This window comes from Leptothoe sp. EHU-05/26/07-4, assembly GCF_043421015.1.
In the GTDB taxonomy this organism is placed as follows: Bacteria; Cyanobacteriota; Cyanobacteriia; order Phormidesmidales; family Phormidesmidaceae; genus Leptothoe; species Leptothoe turfae.
Genome location: NZ_JAXSQV010000011.1, coordinates 37,051 through 54,702 on the forward strand (window position 1 = coordinate 37,051; position 17,652 = coordinate 54,702).

At 47.5% G+C, this 17,652-nt stretch carries 20 protein-coding genes; 13 read left to right on the forward strand and 7 right to left on the reverse strand.

Features of this window, described 5'->3' with window-relative positions:
- Positions 1 to 96 precede the first annotated feature (96 nt).
- From U2F10_RS36135 to U2F10_RS36150, 4 genes are all read left to right on the forward strand, one after another.
- Entirely contained in the window at positions 97 to 1,101 is a 1,005-nt protein-coding gene (locus U2F10_RS36135) for a ParM/StbA family protein (RefSeq protein ID WP_499874901.1), read from the forward strand.
- 12 nt (positions 1,102 to 1,113) lie between these two features.
- Positions 1,114 to 1,395, forward strand: a complete 282-nt coding sequence (locus U2F10_RS36140; protein WP_499874902.1) for a hypothetical protein — start codon at positions 1,114 to 1,116, stop codon at positions 1,393 to 1,395.
- Between the two features lie 60 nt (positions 1,396 to 1,455).
- Positions 1,456 to 1,710 carry a hypothetical protein gene (locus U2F10_RS36145; protein ID WP_499874903.1) on the forward strand — a complete coding sequence of 85 codons (255 nt, stop codon included), beginning with the start codon at positions 1,456 to 1,458 and terminating at the stop codon, positions 1,708 to 1,710.
- 118 nt (positions 1,711 to 1,828) lie between these two features.
- The gene (locus tag U2F10_RS36150; RefSeq protein ID WP_499874904.1) at positions 1,829 to 2,212 is read left to right on the forward strand and encodes a hypothetical protein; all 384 of its coding nucleotides are present in this window, start codon (positions 1,829 to 1,831) and stop codon (positions 2,210 to 2,212) included.
- A 109-nt stretch (positions 2,213 to 2,321) separates the two neighbouring features.
- Here the strand turns inward: U2F10_RS36150 and U2F10_RS36155 are convergent, their stop codons facing one another.
- Entirely contained in the window at positions 2,322 to 2,498 is a 177-nt protein-coding gene (locus U2F10_RS36155) for a hypothetical protein (protein ID WP_499874905.1), read from the reverse strand.
- A gap of 33 nt (positions 2,499 to 2,531) precedes the next feature.
- Here U2F10_RS36155 and U2F10_RS36160 point away from each other — a divergent pair, with 33 nt between their 5' ends.
- From U2F10_RS36160 to U2F10_RS36175, 4 genes are all read left to right on the forward strand, one after another.
- Positions 2,532 to 2,744, forward strand: a complete 213-nt coding sequence (locus tag U2F10_RS36160; RefSeq protein WP_499874906.1) for a hypothetical protein — start codon at positions 2,532 to 2,534, stop codon at positions 2,742 to 2,744.
- Between the two features lie 125 nt (positions 2,745 to 2,869).
- Positions 2,870 to 3,670 carry a ParA family protein gene (locus tag U2F10_RS36165; RefSeq protein WP_499874907.1) on the forward strand — a complete coding sequence of 267 codons (801 nt, stop codon included), beginning with the start codon at positions 2,870 to 2,872 and terminating at the stop codon, positions 3,668 to 3,670.
- Positions 3,663 to 4,796, forward strand: a complete 1,134-nt coding sequence (locus U2F10_RS36170; RefSeq protein WP_499874908.1) for a ParB/RepB/Spo0J family partition protein — start codon at positions 3,663 to 3,665, stop codon at positions 4,794 to 4,796. Before U2F10_RS36165 ends, U2F10_RS36170 begins: the two co-directional genes overlap by 8 nt.
- A gap of 79 nt (positions 4,797 to 4,875) precedes the next feature.
- Positions 4,876 to 5,952, forward strand: coding sequence for a PDDEXK nuclease domain-containing protein (locus tag U2F10_RS36175; RefSeq protein ID WP_499874909.1), 1,077 nt, complete (start codon positions 4,876 to 4,878; stop codon positions 5,950 to 5,952).
- 279 nt (positions 5,953 to 6,231) lie between these two features.
- Here the strand turns inward: U2F10_RS36175 and U2F10_RS36180 are convergent, their stop codons facing one another.
- A complete protein-coding gene (locus U2F10_RS36180; RefSeq protein WP_499874910.1) occupies positions 6,232 to 7,251 on the reverse strand; it encodes an IS701 family transposase in 1,020 nt (339 codons plus the stop codon).
- Positions 7,252 to 7,790: 539 nt separating this feature from the next.
- Between U2F10_RS36180 and U2F10_RS36185 the strand changes: the two genes are divergently transcribed.
- A complete protein-coding gene (locus U2F10_RS36185) occupies positions 7,791 to 8,000 on the forward strand; it encodes a hypothetical protein (RefSeq protein ID WP_499874911.1) in 210 nt (69 codons plus the stop codon).
- A 303-nt stretch (positions 8,001 to 8,303) separates the two neighbouring features.
- Here the strand turns inward: U2F10_RS36185 and U2F10_RS36190 are convergent, their stop codons facing one another.
- Positions 8,304 to 8,762 (reverse strand): tyrosine-type recombinase/integrase, encoded by a 459-nt coding sequence (locus U2F10_RS36190; protein WP_499874912.1) that lies wholly within the window; start codon positions 8,760 to 8,762, stop codon positions 8,304 to 8,306.
- Between the two features lie 26 nt (positions 8,763 to 8,788).
- Positions 8,789 to 9,637, reverse strand: a complete 849-nt coding sequence (locus U2F10_RS36195; protein ID WP_499874913.1) for a class I SAM-dependent methyltransferase — start codon at positions 9,635 to 9,637, stop codon at positions 8,789 to 8,791.
- Between the two features lie 239 nt (positions 9,638 to 9,876).
- On the opposite strand from U2F10_RS36195, the gene U2F10_RS36200 reads away from it, so the two are divergent.
- Entirely contained in the window at positions 9,877 to 10,527 is a 651-nt protein-coding gene (locus U2F10_RS36200; protein ID WP_499874914.1) for a class I SAM-dependent methyltransferase, read from the forward strand.
- Between the two features lie 289 nt (positions 10,528 to 10,816).
- Here U2F10_RS36200 and U2F10_RS36205 read toward each other — a convergent pair whose 3' ends face one another.
- From U2F10_RS36205 to U2F10_RS36215, 3 genes are all read right to left on the reverse strand, one after another.
- On the reverse strand, positions 10,817 to 11,821 hold the full coding sequence (locus U2F10_RS36205) for a zinc-binding dehydrogenase (RefSeq protein WP_499874915.1): 1,005 nt from the start codon (positions 11,819 to 11,821) through the stop codon (positions 10,817 to 10,819).
- An 85-nt stretch (positions 11,822 to 11,906) separates the two neighbouring features.
- A complete protein-coding gene (locus U2F10_RS36210; RefSeq protein ID WP_499874916.1) occupies positions 11,907 to 12,575 on the reverse strand; it encodes an NADPH-dependent F420 reductase in 669 nt (222 codons plus the stop codon).
- A 68-nt stretch (positions 12,576 to 12,643) separates the two neighbouring features.
- Positions 12,644 to 13,096, reverse strand: coding sequence for a nuclear transport factor 2 family protein (locus tag U2F10_RS36215; RefSeq protein WP_499874917.1), 453 nt, complete (start codon positions 13,094 to 13,096; stop codon positions 12,644 to 12,646).
- Positions 13,097 to 13,210: 114 nt separating this feature from the next.
- Here U2F10_RS36215 and U2F10_RS36220 point away from each other — a divergent pair, with 114 nt between their 5' ends.
- From U2F10_RS36220 to ltrA, 3 genes are all read left to right on the forward strand, one after another.
- Entirely contained in the window at positions 13,211 to 14,110 is a 900-nt protein-coding gene (locus U2F10_RS36220) for a LysR family transcriptional regulator (RefSeq protein ID WP_499874918.1), read from the forward strand.
- 357 nt (positions 14,111 to 14,467) lie between these two features.
- Complete coding sequence (locus tag U2F10_RS36225; protein ID WP_499874919.1) at positions 14,468 to 15,034, forward strand: GNAT family N-acetyltransferase; 567 nt, start codon at positions 14,468 to 14,470, stop codon at positions 15,032 to 15,034.
- A gap of 767 nt (positions 15,035 to 15,801) precedes the next feature.
- Positions 15,802 to 17,481 carry a group II intron reverse transcriptase/maturase gene (gene ltrA / locus U2F10_RS36230; protein WP_499874920.1) on the forward strand — a complete coding sequence of 560 codons (1,680 nt, stop codon included), beginning with the start codon at positions 15,802 to 15,804 and terminating at the stop codon, positions 17,479 to 17,481.
- Positions 17,482 to 17,652: the final 171 nt, after the last annotated feature.

The following is a 17,652-nucleotide window of genomic DNA, read 5'->3' on the forward strand; positions in this document are numbered from 1 at the left end:
TGACGTACAGATTTTCCTGATTTTGCCATTCATATGACTGGCATATGCCCCCAAGGATATAGCGAACTTTTCAAACAACTAAGGAGACCTTCGATCATGCCAAGAAAAACTGTAGTGAATGTTGGCTTTGACCCAGGCAACGGAGCCGTAAAAATTCAATCTGATAGTGGACGCTATTCAACCGCAAGTGTCATTAGCCTTGCTGGTATGAGCGAAAATCAGATAGCCCTCACAGTGAATGGAGAGACGCAGCGTTACAGCCACGGCTACGCCAGCCGTGAAACTTCGGAACAGACCGGAAAAAGCAGGCGTTACAAAGCTGAAAAACTTCAGCAGCTCTATGGAATAGGGTTGAACATTTTGCCCGAGATTACTGTGGGTGACTATCACGTTAATTTAGTGGTGAGTTCGCCCTATGAGTCAGAGCGGGATGATGAGCTGTTTGCAGAAAAATTAGCAGAACCCCTCACAATCCAGACCAATACTCAGCGAGCTACCATCACCACTTCTGTGCATAGCGTTAAACGCGAAGGATGGGGCATCGTTAGTTGTAAGTCATTCCAGAATGTGGAAGGTACGGTCACTCTTCGGCTTACCGATAAGCCAGTGACGGTAGTGGAGTTAGGATGTGGCACCGTAAATTACAGCACCTATGCCAACGGTCAAAAGATTGACTTTAAGACCGATCATCATGGGGTGTTGTCACTGGCCGAGATAGTTGCTCAACTTGCGACTGCTGCCTACGGCACCCGCTTCGATCAGTTTGAAGTGATGCAGGCTATCCAGACCGTTCGAGCAATTAAGAACGTTGACGGTTACGATTTGAGCGCCCAGTATAAACAGGCGTTGGGACTGTGGCGTGATGGTGGCCTCAGCCTCACTCTGGATGAAGCATTAAAAGCTGCCAAGTCGCGTCCTGTTATCTGGGCTGGCGGAGGTGTGCTCCTTCCTGGTATGTGCAAGGGACTCTTTAAAAAGCACACAAATTTCTATATTCCCTCCCGTTCAGAAGATTCTGAGTACCCCAAGTACGCTCACGTTGAAGGGCTCTACCACCGTTGTGTTGCTATCACCGATGACACGCTTCAAAGCGTTGCTTAATTGAGGTGCCTTATGAAAGATGAGCGAGTTCAACTTACGCTGCCGAAACGTTTTAGGTCTGTTCTGGATAAGCTGTCAACGCCACTGGAGATGACTCATACCGAGTTTGTGAAATGGCTCATTGATAGCTATAACGCACGAGACTTAGCATTTATCCCCACCGTCACGGCCCAATCATTGATACCTGTTCAGCCCCCTTCCTCGGTTCAACCTCACGCTCAGTCGCTGGTAACCAATGGGGCACTCACTGCTGATATCCAGGTTGATGAATCTGAGTTTGATGATGATTTTTGATAGCTCTCACAGCAGAAGTATTCATCCATGACTAATGCTGCATTCCTAATACCCTGAACCATGTTTGATACTTTATCCGACGCTAATTACAGTGCTGCGAACGCTGGCAGTGATTTTTTTGGGGCTGCTAAAGATGCTATCGAACGTGAGTTTCCAGACGCTAGCCACGATGCCAAGGCAACGGCCTCTGCGAATCTGGCCTTATCGATGGCAATCGAGCACCTGTCAATAAGTGTTGCAGGGCGAGTTGAGAATAGTCCTCTTTCGGCAGCTCTCCTCAAGTTTGTTCAAGGTGAAAATTCCTCACTGTCTTAGAACTCACTTCCAGGGATAACTCTCTGGCCGATGGGCTCTTACCAGCACATCAAAGAGGCCATCGGCGGTCACCGATGACCTCAGTTTTAATCCCTAACAACGACGAAAGGAATTACCTATGACTTTATCAAAATCTTCAACGAGTATCGAAGCACCTACTGCCGATGCTTCTTCCTCTTCACTCTCAAAGAAATTTACTCACGTCAAAACACAGCTTCTTACCCTTCGAGCGCAAGTAGTAACCTACCTGGCGCTGGTGCCAAAACCACTTACTCAACGGGTGAGTGCTGTAATCGATATTGCTGATGAAATAGAAATAAGCGACCTGCTTAAATGGGCCTGTCTTACTTTTTTACTCGGCTGGCTGGTTATGGTGGTGAGCTTCTTCGCACCTCTACTTATTGTAAGTACTCGGTTGATCGCACTGGCATTAGTGATAATCGCAGCATTTCATTGCTGTCGTTGGCTATGGACTGAGCTGGACGCTCGGCTCAGTCGATAACGAAATTCTGGTTTGACCAAACGAGGTAAGTACTGTGGTAGAGAGAACTATTCACCTAACCAGGCAATCCGGATTAGATGACAACGCAACTGATAGCTCAGGTAATTTATTAACGTTTTGCGGTCGCTGGACGTTGCCCCTTAATAACGATTTGATTAACCGCCAGACATGCCAACGGGCTCATCAATGCACCTGCCAGGGCTGTAAAAAGACACTGGCTTTTAGGGTGCTCCCGAATAATCGTATGTAGACTGAAGGCCACTAAATTATCTAGTGGCCATACCATACTGCTCATAAGATCCTATTATCAAAAAAACCAATGCCAACCCTCTCGATTCAGCTCACCTGGTATGCCTCCCAGGAGGATGCTAACGCTGAGCGTAACTTACAGCGTGGTAACACCACCGCAACTGTTTCTGATAACTGTCCTGTTCGAGATATACATACTGCTGTGGATGGTGCAGTGAGTGTTCATGCTCAAGAGCATCGCTATTTATTGGATTATCAGGACTGGCAATGGGACTGGACGTAATTTAATATGTCCGTCCCCCTGGCGATTTTGCGTTTGAGTCTAAAAAAAATCAAATAACACAGGATGTGGGATAACGTTATCCCACATCCTGTGTTAGACTTTCCGCGTTGCACTCGCCAATCATTATGCAAACTAGACTGGCTTTACTGTCGAATGCTGGGGGAAGTGGGAAAACCACAATGGCGACCCATCTTGCATACACTCTTGGTGCCAAAGGCTTATCAGTTCTCGTCATTGACCTTGATCCGCAAGGTTCGGTAAGCCTCTTTTGTGGCCTTGATGAGCCTGAAGAAAATGAAACCCTCTCTGCTGTCCTCCGTGATGATTTTGATGGCTACTGGCCTCTTATCTCTCTGTGGTCAGATCGCGTAAAAAATGTACAGGCCATAAGAGGCGATCTTAATCTTGTGCAGTCACAAAACGAGTTAGTGCTGAACGCTCGCGGAGCATATCTACTAGCAGACCGTCTCCAGGACTTCCCCTTGGAGCACGACGTTATTATTTTTGACTGTCCTGCTACCTTGGGTGCTTTGCCTCAGATTGCGATCTCAGCATCAACACATCTCCTTGTACCTCTACAGGTAGAACCAAAATCAACTTCAGGCGCAGGAAAACTACTTGAGTGGTTTTATTTCACGGTGCGTCAACTGCGACTTAAGCCTGAGCCTGAATTACTTGGCATTATCCCTAATCAATATGATCAGCGGATTGCCATTCATCGAAATATTCTTGAAGAGCTTACTCCCCAACTTGAAGAATTAGAGATTCCATTATTTCCTCCAATTCGCTTTTCGAGCGAATTTAAGAATGCCAGTGCTCGTGGGTTGCCTCTTCATGCAGTGCGACCAGGACATGCAGCATGTAAAGATTTTAATCCGATCACCGATGCCGTTCTTTCTTTAGTAGGAGCTGTTGCACATGCCTAAAGCTGGACAAGGAACAGTCATGAAAGCCTTTGCTAGTGCTAAGCCTGCAAAGCAAGTATATGAATTAGAGTCAGAGGTTGAGCGTTTAACGCAGGAAATTGAAACACTACGCGAGCAAGGTAAGGAAGATACAGAAGCCCAGCTTACAGAATTACGTCAGCAGCTTTCTCAAGGAGGTGTTGTAGACGTACCTCTTGAGAAAATTGAACGGAACCCTGACCAGCCCAGGCAAACTTTTTCTGAAGAAAGCATCGCTGGGATGGCGCTCTCTCTAAAGTTAGAAGGTCAGCAAGAACCGATTATTCTGATCGCACGACCAGAGGGTGGTTTCTTTATCTTTGATGGCGAGCGTCGTTGGCGAGGTGCTCAGCGCAATGATTGGGAAACGATTCAAGCAGTTATTATTCCTGAGCCTGAAGAGCTTCATCGTCGAGTCCTGCTTGCTAACCTTCACCGCGAAGAACTGAATGCTTTAGATATTGCTGAGGCAGTGATTCAGGAAATTCAAAGGGTTTATGGGTTTGAACCAGCAACTATACAAAAAACACTCAATACTGCTGTCAAAAGATTGGAACGAAAAAAGACAATTTCTCAGGTGACAGCAATTGTGATCGCACCTCCTGATGAACAAAAAACTGTCCTGGAAGATTTAGAGCTATCAGAGACAGAACATGCTATTTTTTCGACCTTGCTTGGACTCCAGCTTAATCCATCATCTGTGAATGCCAATATATTTCCTATGCTCAGCATTCAAGATGATCTCAAACAAGCTATTCGAGAACAGGGGCTCGGTGGACTTCATGCACTGGCATTGAATCGAATAACTGCGTCTAAACTCGACGTCACCAATGCTACGGCTCGAAAGCGGCGAGCGAAACTTTTGAAGGAAGTTCTGGACAATAAGTTGTCTGTTGCTCAGGTACGGAAACAGGTAAAAACGACGCTCACTGATAAATCGCAAAGTACAGTGAGCGAATCGAAGAAGGCGATTGCCACTATTACCAATAACCTTCAAAGGCTTCCCAACCTACTAGACGATTTAAATCCTGATGAGCTTGCAGAATTAAAAAATCTGGTGGAATTACTTGCTGATCAAGTATCTGCAAGACTCCCTGAAAATAATTAGTGGACAAAGTAGTTTGCTCTTTGATGCCGTGTAAACTATTGCTGCAATGGTTGCACGTATAACTTCTTTTTGCCCCCTTATGCCTGATAAGCAATCCTTAACTCCCCCTGGTGATTACGAACAATTCTTGACGGAGACTAAGGATCGAATACGCCGTGCGCAAGTTAGGGCAGCACTGGCTGTTAATGGAGAAGTTATTCTCCTGTATTGGGATCTGGGACGTAATATTCTGGAACGTCAAGCTACTGAAGGCTGGGGGAGTAAAGTCATTGATCGCCTGTCCAAAGACCTGAAGCGAGACTTTCCTGATATGAAAGGGTTTTCGTCTCGCAACCTTAAATATATGCGTAAGTTTGCCCAGGCATATCCTGACCGAGAAATTGTGCAGCGTATCGCTGCACTAATTCCCTGGCGACATAACCAGGTACTGCTAGATAAGGTAAAGGAGTATGATCAGCGACTCTGGTATGCTCAGAAATCTCTTGAAAATAGTTGGAGTCGGGACATTCTGGCGATTCAGATAGAGAGCGCTCTGTATCAACGTCAGGGAGGAGCAGTAACGAACTTTGAGCAAACGTTACCTCAAGCCCAGTCGGATTTAGCGAGACAGTTAATCAAAGACCCATATAATTTTGATTTTTTATCGCTAGGGGAAGATGCCCAGGAGCGAGAACTTGAGAAAGCTCTGGTTGACCATATTCGAGAATTCCTTCTTGAGCTGGGAGTAGGTTTTGCCTTTATGGGCAGTCAATATCATATCGAGGTTGACTGTGACGACTACTACATCGATTTGTTGTTCTATCATGTCCAGCTACGCTGCTATGTTGTAATCGATCTCAAGGTTACTGAATTTAGGCCGGAATACTTTGGGAAGATGAACTTCTACGTCTCGGCAGTTGATGACATGCTTCGCCATGCTGACGATAACCCGACTATCGGGCTTGTACTGTGTCGTTCTAGCAAGAAGACAACAGCAGAATATGCTATACGCAATGTCAGTACACCTATTGCCGTGGCCACACACCGTTTACCTGAGAAACTTAGACAGAGCCTGCCAACTATTGAGCAACTGGAGATGGAAATCGATACGGTTATCAAAGAGATTACCTCACAAACCGCTGAAAGTACTGAGAGGTCTTCAGAGGAAAAGGCTTGATGGATCAATAGCCTACTCTGCTGATTAAGCTAGCGCTAGACTAGATATTCTCTGATGAGTTGATGATGCCAACCCTCCGTGTCAGTCAAAGGCCTCTTTGAATGGTTGCTCAATCCCCCTCGCTGATCCTACTTTCGATTCGTTTAAGTGTTCTAGCTATTTAATTAAATTATTTAGCTAGAACTAAGTTTGAAAGATAAGTGTTTCAAACGAGTACCCAACCAATGAATTGTTAATTGACTAGACGGCTATTAATTGGCTACTTGTTCCTTATAGGACTTACGCAGCAGCGAACTGAATATCAGGGTTTCTGAGTTGTTGAACCAGATAATTGTCAAGCAACCCACGTTTGAGCTGGTAAAGTGTCTGACCTGTTTGGATCGCTAATTGATTGAGCCTAACCCAGACCAACAGCGCACACCCAATGTGGTTGCGCTGAATTCTGGCAAGCCGACACTGACAGTGTTCCAAGCCCGTGGTCCGTTTTCCCTCTCGGTGTAACTGCTCAATGCGCCAACGGTAGCTACACGCTTCTTGTGTCGCCGCTGTTGACTCTTGAGTCCAATCGTTGGTGACGATATAGTCCGTGCGGCGGGTAGACGCCTCAACCCGGAACAGTCTCACCTTATGGTCTTTGGGAAAGCCTCTAAGCTTAATGACTTTACCTGTGGATAGTTCGGTCTCGTTCCAGTTCAAACTGTCTACACGTTCATAAGAACCTTGTCCTCCTGAATCATCTACTTTGCGATTTGACTTGAGTGGGCAGTAATAGACTTTATCAAGCGATTCGATGAGTAACAACAACGCCTTGGCCGCATACCAACTGTCCATCAGGACGGCATGAAAAGGTAATTGCTTGTGATACACGAGATTTATTAGCATCTCGCTAACATGGTCAAGTTTACTCTTGCCATCGCCATCGGGGTCATAGATTCGGTAATCAATCAACCAGAACTGATCGGTGTTGGGATTGACATAGATGCAGCTGACCACACCGATGCCTTTAATCACTTGTTTGGCATTACCACTGTATTGTCGACGCACCAAATCAATCGAGAACGAATGCCGTTTGTCGAGAACCGTGTCGTCAAAGAGCACATAGCCATAGATATCTGCCTCGACTTGCGATTGTGTGTTCTCCCAGACCAATCGAGGGGTAATGCGTTCTCGTTTTAAGTATCGATTAATGGTGTCATGGGTCCAGGCTTCGCTATGGTCAGCAAAATTGGTCAGCGTATAGTTGACTTGGCTGATCAGGAGATATTGGCAGTAATCAAGTCGGCTGAACGGTTTCCTCATGCCCTTGATCTTATCGATTTCCCCTGTATTAAGCTATGACTAACTTCCTTTTTCTGATCTGCTTTGCGTAAGTCCTACCTTAAAAGCCTTTTCAGCAGAAAACGCAAGTACAAGGGAAAGCCCACGGGATCGTTGGACGATTATGAGAGAGAGGTTAAGGCATTTGGGGATAGACGCTACAAAAAGATCTGGATAGCGACTCTAGCAAGCTTTGAGGCGGCTCCACATTATAAAGGCACTTTAGCCCCTGGACACTTATTGTTCATGGCTTTAATTTTACTTAAGACCGCTGGAATTACGAGTACCGTATGGTGGTGAGGAGCAAGAAGAAGTTAATGACGCGATTTTTAGTCTAGTTCGACAAGAGGCGAAACAAGCTCGTTAGCGGTTGCCCTGGTAAGTTTTTGAGCAAATTTTACCAATAGTTGTATTTACAATTTCCTTATTGTTGTGATGCTGTCATACAGGTTACTACAGGAGGGTAGAAACTCAGAGGATACTTATATACTTGATGGGCAGTGGTTAGACTGGCAATTGCTATGAGTGAAGAGCTACAAGCGACATTGGAGCGTCTTGCTGAACAGCAAGAGGAAAATACGGCTGCGATCTCAACCCTAATTGAACGTCAGACCCAAAACGAAGCAAACATTGCGCGTCTGCTACAAATGACGGAACGTTTAGTCCCTCAGGTGATTCAAAATGCCGAGCCATTAAATGACCTAAGCCGTGCGTATAGACCTGCACCCTGACCTTGACAAAAATGGGCCATAGGGTTGTATCGCTTATATAGCTTATGGTCTAGCCTTCAAATTTCAACACTTTCCAGAAAAGTACTGATAAACAGATAAAAATAAGCTCAGTCAGCAGCAATGATTCCGGTTATTTAAACAAACCCGTACTCTGAAGTACTCTATTCCTCGATCAACTTCCAGTACTTTGGAAGTCTATGTCAGATAATTTCCAATATCTCTAGCCTGTCGCCTGAAAGCCTTTCCCAGTGCTAGTTTCACGTTGTAGACATGTCCACAACGTGAGTTTGAAAAATCAACAAATCATGGCTCTTCTGGTGTGCCATAGAGATCTTCAAAGGCCTCTTCCATTTTGATATCTAAGGCCCGGTCACTATACCTGGCAAAGATCTTGTCAGAGCGAATGCGGACAGCCCGCTTAGCCAACAAGGGATTCATGCCAGCGGCGACGAGAGAGGTGGCAAAAGTATGTCTCATGCGGTGTGGATGGATGTCCTCTAACTCGCTGGCTTCTGCCAAATCCTTGACTAATTCATAGATACCGCTGTAGCCCAAGCGCAACCCCCGGCTGTTATTCGACAAACTGATGAACAAAGGAGTCTCCTGGCTGACGGTAAACCCATTACGTACCAACCATCCCAGATAGCTATCTAATGCGGCAACCGCATCCGGCTTTAACGGCACCAGGCCATCACTGCCCCATTTGGCTTCACGTACGCTTAAGCGTCGTCCATCATAGTCACTGATATTGAGACCGCACACCTCCCTGGCTTAGGTTAACCATACCCCTAGCTCGCATCCGGTTTCTGGCCCAGCACGTACAAAGTAGTGAGATCGTCCCATATGCCTTTCTCAGTCTGCTGCCCTGACAAGGCTGATTCAAACTCTAACTTTACCTTCTCTAACTGGGTAGGTGACAACTGGGATATTCCATTAGACACCTTTAAGGAAAGTGCAGAAGGCGCTTCTATGACGCCTTGCCAGGTAGCGAGAGCGCTCTCGAATTTTATATAGCTACCGTGCTGCTCTTGTTTGATTTTGATGCTTCTAAAGCCTGCTGCATCGAATAGTTTTTGGCACTGCTCGATTGAGCCTGTTCGATTGCTCGGCTCTACTTCGATGTCGTAGGTTGCAAGCACTTTACGAAGAACAACAGAGCCGACATAGGCAGTATCAGCAGGTGTGTGAACGGCGATCTGACCACCCGGCTTCAAGAAGCGATACCAGGACTTTAGAACGGCTTCCTTGTTTGAGATCCAAGGAAAGGTGTTTGCGCATAGTATGTAGTCGAAACAAGCATCTTGATAGATAAGTTCCTCTGCATCTGCAAGCTGAAACTGGAGGTTAGATAGCTCTGCTGCCTTAGCCTTACTACGTGCCTTCTTGAGCATCTCAGAAGACAGATCTACACCCACTACTGACCCTTGAGTACCTACTTTCTTTGCTGCTGCGATCGCCAGATAGCCTGTGCCTGTTCCAATATCTAGAACAGACTGACCTAGACTGACCTGCGAGTAGCTCAGTAGATGATCGCAGACTCGTTTGCGCCACTCTCCTTTGTCATAGTTTGAGCTTCTACGGTCATACGACTCGGCAATTGCTCGCTTGTAGTGGTCTAGATCAAGGGAAGAGGGCATATGTAGTGAGAAAGCGTCTTGTTCAGAAAAGTATAAGGCTATCTGCGAAAGCACTTTTGGGACATGTATTGAGACACAGTTTCTACGTGGTTCAAAAGGTCTAAATTTTGGGACGTAGCAAACGTACTACTAATTTTTAAAAATTTTCTGATAGCGTGTTCTCAACTTCAAAGCTTGCTCATGGCAATGACGTCAGCAAGAAAATATGCTTTAGATCGGTGGTCTGCAAGAGGAGACTCATGAGCAACTATTACGCAGGTTCAGAGAATGAGGCCACTGAACTTGAGCGCAGAAAGCTAGTTGAGAGTATTCACAATGATATCAACCTCAATCGGTTCAATAGAATTGGCATTCGTCAGGGTTGGAGATGTCTTGAGGTTGGTGCAGGCGCAGGCTCAATTGCTTACTGGCTCACAGAGCAAGTAGGCTCAACGGGGCATGTTACGGCAACAGATATTGCTCTCCGATTCCTACAATCAGACAAGTATTCCAATCTAGAGATAAAATTATACGATTTTGAATCTGATGCACTTGAAGAAGATGTGTTCGATTTCATTCATAGCAGAAATGTTTTGATGCATCTTGAAAACCCAACTGATGCCCTGAGAAAACTCACTATGGCACTGAAGTCTGGTGGATATATCGTATTAGAAGAGCCTGACTTTTCTACATTTCTTACTGAAGGAGAACCTAAAGATAGTTTAGCTAGTGTACGTTATGCCTTTGGCTACATAGAGTCTGCTATCTCTTCAAAGCGTATGAGTCTTTACCTTGGCGGAAAGCTACCTGCGATTCTTGATAACCTTGGCTTGGAGAATGTTATTACAGACGAGCACTGCACTATCCAAAATGGAGGTAGCAAGCTTGCCTCCATTCACTGTAGAGGTTGATCTATTTTGATGAGGCAGGGTATGGCAGGCAAGCTAACTGAAGAGGCGTATACTTCTGCTGTCGCGCACATGAATGGTCCTAACTTTTCGTTCAAGGATTCCACTAGCATGGGTGTTTGGGGGCGTAAGCGACCTTTGGTTACGGCATCCGAGTAGTAACGGACACTGCTAACGAACTCTCAATTAGTACAAGTAAATATGTACTGCCGTTATAGGCAGGAGTTCGCCTACAGTATATTTCCTTCCCTAGAGTCATTGAAGAGCGATAAGTCTTGTTCAATCGCAGCACTTAAATTTCGAGTAAGATTGTGCCCTTGCGCCCGCGACTTTCCAGTAAGCGATGGGCTTCGGTTGCTGCTTTTAATGGAAAAGTACCTGCGATCACAGGTTTAATCCAGCCTTTGCGATAGGCATCAAACACCACATTAATGTTTTTCAGCAACTCGGCGCGAGTTCTCATGAAGTCATAGAACATGAAACCAGACAAATTTCGCGATCGATCAATGAGCGCCAATGGATCGACAGAAGGATATTTACCGCCAGCCACTCCAAATGGCACAACCGTTCCCCGCGTACTCAAGGCATCAAAAACTTGATGAAACCCTTCGCCACCAACACCATCTAAGGCAAGTTCAACACCCGCTCCGTCCGTTGCTTCTTTGACTTCAGCCAATAGATCTTGATGTGAAACGTTAACAACAACTGCTGCCCCCAATTGCTTAACCCAATTGGCACTGGTATCAGAGGTGACCGTAGCGATAACTTTCGCGCCCAATTGGCTGGCCCACGGGACTAAAACCGAGCCAATACTGCCGCTCGCACCCGTGATTAATACGGGCATATCTTTCTCGATTGGACGATATTCATAGAGCAATGCCCTTGCCGTCAAACCAGAATGAATTAAGGCAACAGCCACCTCTTCTGAAATATCGTCCGGTAGGACAAAAAGTTTTTCAGCTGGGACAGCTGCATATTCGGCATAGGTTTTGGTCTTATCCCAAAAGAATCCAACCCGTTGTCCAGGGGTAAACCCATCAACGCCAGAGCCTACTGCTTCAACAATTCCGGCACCTTCTTCACCCAAAATCAAGGGTAGTTCCGGGGCTGACGCGCCAGGATGGCGAAAGAAATCGGTGCGAACCATGTAGTCGTTATAGTTGACCCCGGAATAGCTCAGTCGAATTAAAACCTCATTTGCCTGGGCGATAGGACGACGAACATGCGCTAGCTGAAGAACCTCAGGGCCACCAATCTTTGTCATGTGAATCGCACGCATCATTGTTTGGCTTGTCATGGCAAAATCTCCTGAAAATTTTCTGTTGGAATCAGCTATTTAAAAGGGAGGTGAGGCCAGATATTAGTGGCCTCGACCGTTTTGGCTAAGTGACAAGTTCACGCGCTTGCAAAAATGTGGGGGCTAACCGTCCATAGTCGCCACCAAACTGATGGGTGCCGACATGGTGCAGCAAGATGCCCATTTGCTCGATGTAGCGGCCATTGGCCAGGGCTCCGGCATCAAAGGGCTCGAACCCCGCATCGCGAGCTAATTGCATGACAACCTCCTTAGCTGGCTGGTCGTCGCCTGCGACAAATACAGCAGGCTTGACTGGGTTGTTGGCCCACTCATTGGCATCTAGTACAGTCGAGGGCATCGTGCTGAAAGCTTTGACCACGCGAGCTTTAGGCAGGCGCTTTTGCAACTCCTCAGAAGTCGAGTTGGATTGCATAAATTCCAGATCGTGATAATGCTCAAACTGCTCAGTGACGTTGAGCGGATTCATCGTGTCGATGACAATCTTGCCTGCCAGGTCACCAACCTCTGCCAGGGTCGCATCCAGGCTAGGCCAGTAAACCGAGAACAGCGCCACGTCGCCAAACTCGGCAGCTTCCTTGGCTGTACCTTTGGTTGCCCCCTCAACGGTTTTGAGGAAGTTGTCTAACTTGGTTTGGTCGCCCGCTTTGGCGAGCTTGAGTTGATGGCCTGCTTGTAGCCAGGGTTTAGCTAGGGTGCGACCGATGTTACCTGCGTTGATAATGCCAATCTTCATGAAGGTTCTCCTAAACTGTGAATGAAAGGGTTGATGGGGTGCCTATATGTCTTGAAGCGACTTGTGGGCTACGCTGCCTGACGCGCTGCGGCTACGCCCGCTGTATTTTCATAAAACTGGCCACCGGCGATGCGACCAGCGTCCATATCGAAACGAGCGACCCAGTCACTATCGGCAATCTTGCCGGTCTTGCGGTGGCGAAAGGTGAAATGTCCTTCGACGAAGACGTGATCGCCCGCATCGGTGTAGCGACTGGGGGCAAATTCCAGCGCTTCAAACTCTGAAAACAGCAGCGTCACAAGCCGGACGTAGCCTTCTTTGCCCTGATGGGTGTGACCAGCCCAAGGAATGACTGCTCTCAATGCTTCGTTGTTACCACTCGCAACCACCCATTGAAAATTCGGCTGGGCGTAAGCTTGGAAAGCGCTATCAAAATCGCCTGCATACTGCGCTTCAAAAAACTTCTGCACTGCTTGAGTGTTGGTGAGTGTTTGCTGAAGCGTTTTGTTTTGTTCACTCATGATGACCTCTTTAGGAGAAATCTCGAAAGTTCAAAGGTTTGTTTCAACCATGTTTTGACTGTATCGAGTCCGGCTGGATTGATAAATACCGAAAACCTCAATAGACTGTTGATCATGAAGTCAACAATCGATCTGGAATCTCTAGAAATATTTCGAGCCGTCGTGGATGCCGGGAGCTTTACGGCAGCAGGGGTGATGTTGGATAAGGACAAGGCGCATGTGAGTCGGGTTGTCAGTCGTCTAGAAAAACGCTTGGGTGTGGAGTTGTTGAAGCGATCGACCCGGCGTTTGAACATTACTGAAATTGGCCGTGATTTCTACGAGCGGGCTTGTGGCATTTTGACTGCCCTGGAAGAAACTGAAGCCAGCATTGCCCGCGCCCAGGGGGAACCGCGCGGTGTCTTGCGTATCACAGCTGGGGCCGAATTTGGGCCGATGCGGGTCAATCATTGGATTGCCGAATATCTCAAGCGGTATCCCCATGTGCGGTTGGAAGTAGATTTCTCTGATCGTGTGGTGGATGTAATTCACGAAGGCATTGACGTGGCCATTCGGGTTGGCCCCTTGGTGGATTCGGAGCTTTCTGTCCGTCCCCTAGGCGAAATTCGTTATGGCCTTTATGCCAGTCCAGCCTATGTACATGCCAGAGGTGAGCCAAAGTCTTTGCAGTCGCTAGCCCAGCATTCCCTGCTTATGTTTTCGCCGAGGGGCAAACCAGTGTGGCCGCTCGTGCGGGGTAAACAGCGAGAGGACTTAACGGCACAAGCACTGTGCGTGATTAACAACAACCTGGCCGCGAGGGACTTAGCCGCAGATGGTTTGGGAATTGCGTTGCTGCCCCATTTTCAGGCGATATCATTGGTTACACAGGGATGTTTGACTCAAGTACTGGAAGACTGGGAAAGAGTACCTGTGCCGGTTTCAGCGCTGTTCACCTCCAGTCGCTACATGACACCTAAGGTGAGGGCATTCGTGGATTTGGCGATCGCAGATTTCAAATCTACAAAGACTTGAATGGATGAAGACTAACAGTCGTGATGCAGAAAAACGTGGGGTAGGTAGCAATGTCGTACCAGCTCCAAGCTCGTGTCGCTAGTTGGGGTTTCAGCAGCATCAGACCAGAAACCTACGCTAAGCAGCTCCCATTTCTGTACCAATTAAACCTACCTGGCTGAAGGAGGCTGAAACCCTTGATATACCGTTATGATTTTCTGTATCAATTAGGGTAAGCATTAACTGGCACAGAAAATCAGTTCATCTATAGTGCATACGAACTATAGATGAAGCCTTTATACATCAAGGGTTTCAGCCTTAGCATTACTTTCTGTTCCATTACTACTCAAAGGCCCTTATAAAGCAGTGTGAAGTCCGATGCGTGAACCTATTACAACAGAGCGTCTGTTAATCCGAGACATGGTGGAAGCGGACGGAGAGTTGATGTTTGAACTTGATTCCGATCCAAAGGTTATGCGTTATATCGGTTCGCGCTTAGGGGATGATGCTTCCCGATATCGTGACCTCATTCGGACAAAGTTCATCCCCCAACAGAAGCATCCTTGGCACGGTGCCAGAGCTGTATTCGAGCGTGAGAGCGGTGACTTCTTAGGGAGTATTTCAATTCGGCCTGCTAACGAATCTAGAGATGCGCAGAAGCTTGGATGGAGCCGCTCAGATGAGATTGAGATTGGCTTTCGCTTCCGCCGCTCAGTCTGGGGACGGGGTATTGCAACTGAAGCGATAACGCCATTGGTCGAGATAGCTCTATCAGACCCAACTACAGCCGCAATCGTAGCCTACAGCGAAGAGGGTAACGCGGCCTCTCTACGGGTATTGCACAAGCTCGGATTGAAGCGCATCGATAAGATTTTACTACCCGGTGAAGATGAGCCGACGATAAAACTATCGCGGGTTAGAAGCGAAGGTGGTGATGTGCTGTAGAGGTCATCGTTTGACTCGGCGACAGTTACGGACGTCAGCCGCTATTGCATGACGATTTGCCGATCTCGCCACCTCCAGAAGCAGCCTAATTTAATGTCTGTTAGTTAGTACTTTTCTGAGAGGTCGGTTTTTTGGCGGCTGCAATCCAGTCATCTCAATACTTTCAGCCTATGGCCCAGTTTCGCACAAGTCGGGGTGTGTGATGCGTTCTTCCGAAACCAGCTCAGTCTGGGGGATGGGAGACAAGGATAGAACCTTGATAACTGATATCTCGATGAGGGTGAAAGTCCCTCCCTCCCGGTAGTGGAGTGACAGCCTATTCCCCAGGTTCGCGACTAGCCATCAACGCCTGAAGCGGGAATAAACGGCGGTAACTGGCAGCCTAAGCTGGAATCCCGTCTAGCAAGCTATATACGGGTACGCAAGGAATCCATGTTAACGGATCGTTATCGTGAAGTGGTGAAATCAGGCTGATACACCACGGCCAAAAGGCTAAGGATATGAGCTTGGCATGACCCCGGTGACCAAGAACTACCCTCAATAAACCCGGTCTAGAGTGGAGCCCTAAGTATAGCGATTATCGGATATCGGAACGTAGGAACCCTTCATGTCTCTCTCGGCTCAGGTCGATACCGAGAGTAGGTGCTAACCAGATGAGATGAAGGATTGGGATTGTGTAAGAAGCCAATGCCTGGGGTAATGCCCAAGATATGCTGACGTACACACTGTAACTGGGATGTAAAGCCGTTTAGTAGAGTTCACACGTTATGAGCCCGTCACTTCAGACGAGGTATAGATGGGAGACACTACCCTGGAAACGAATCCAGACCAAGGTCTTTAAGCTCCAACGCCGAATTTACAAAGCCAGTCGTCGTCGTCAAGTGAAGTTGGTTCACAAACTGCAACGTCTGTTAGCAAAGTCCTGGTATGCTCGGTTACTGGCCGTTAGGCGAGTGACCCAGGATAACAAAGGGAAGCGTACCGCTGGTATCGATGGCATCAAGAAGTTGACGCCACCCCAACGGTTAGAGATGGCTCAAACCTTAGGAGACTTCTCTAACCCCCGCCCCCTGCGCCGTATCTGGATTCCCAAGCCAGGGAAAACAGAAAAGCGCCCGCTTTCGATTCCTGTCATGCGGGATAGGGCCACTCAGGCTCTCATCAAACTAGCGCTAGAACCCCAATGGGAAGCTAAGCTAGACCCCAATATGTATGGGTTTCGACCAGGACGGTCTTGTCAAGATGCGATTGAAGCTGTCTATCGAACCATCTTTCGCCAGCCCAAATATGTGCTGAGTGTTGATATTCGAGGCTGCTTCGATAACATTTCGCACGACGCCATCCTGAAGAAAAGCCGAACGCCAACCTGGATGAAAAGGCTTATCAAAGGCTGGCTCAAATGTGGTGTTCTCGACAATGGTTTTCATCGCACCGAACGAGGCAGTCCACAAGGGGGAGTCATCTCTCCCCTACTCGCGCTGATTGCGCTCCAAGGACTCGAACGTCATATCAAACGGCTAGGTACCGATACGTATCGCATATACGTGATCGCCTATGCCGACGATATTGTGATTTTAGCTCGTCGTGAAAACGATATCCATCGAGCCCAGGCCGCACTAGCTAAATGGCTCCATACGATTGGCTTAGAGCTTAACCCCCAGAAAACAACCATCAGTCACACGCTCAATGGCGAGTCTCCTGGCTTTGAATTTTTGGGGTTTCAGGTGCGACAGCATTCGGTCGGGAAATACCGAGCCCGACGTGAATACAAGACCCTTATCACCCCCAGTCCTAAAAATGTCAAACGACATCTGGAGCATCTTAAAACGATTCTCCATAAATGCCGGGGAGCAACCCAGCAGGAGTTGATTGGTCAACTTAATCCTGTGATTCAGGGATGGTGCCAATATTATCGAAGTGTTAATAGTTCTCAAACCTTCGCTAACCTCTCCTCAATACTGTTCTTTCGGTTATTAAGCTGGGCAAAACACAGACATGGCAATCTAAACGTTCATCAGATCGTTTCTTGCTACTGGTTAGTCAATGCAGGTGGAGGATGGGTGTTTCAGTCGAAGGACGGGCCTCGGCTTCGATACCATCGACAGACACGCTTTCAACGCCATATCAAAGTCAGGGCTAATCGCTCTCCCTACGATGGAGACTGGAGCTATTGGGGGAGTCGCCTACGGAAATATCCAGGAGCTACTCCACTCAAATCCTTTCTGCTTCGTTCACAGGAAGGGAAATGTAGGCATTGTGGACTTCATTTTCTGCCAGGGGTGCTCATCGAGCTTCATCATCTCGATGGCAACCACGACAACCACCGTCGTCAAAACCTGGCGTTGCTGCATCGTCACTGCCACGACCAGGTACACTCAGCAAGCACTCCATCGACGACTGGTACTCATGACAAGAGCCCGGTTAGAGAGGAGCCGTATGAGGTCTAAAGTCTCACGTCCGGTTCTGGTGCGACGTGAAAGTCGTGCGTTCAGCGCCACTGGCGCATTTTGATTAGGAAGCCGTCTTCCCCAGGGGAGCCTTCCTCCCTGTCCCTACGTAAAAGAGTCACTGACTCCGCTTACGCCAGGAGTAAGTAATGAAACTAGCGGAAAGCAAAG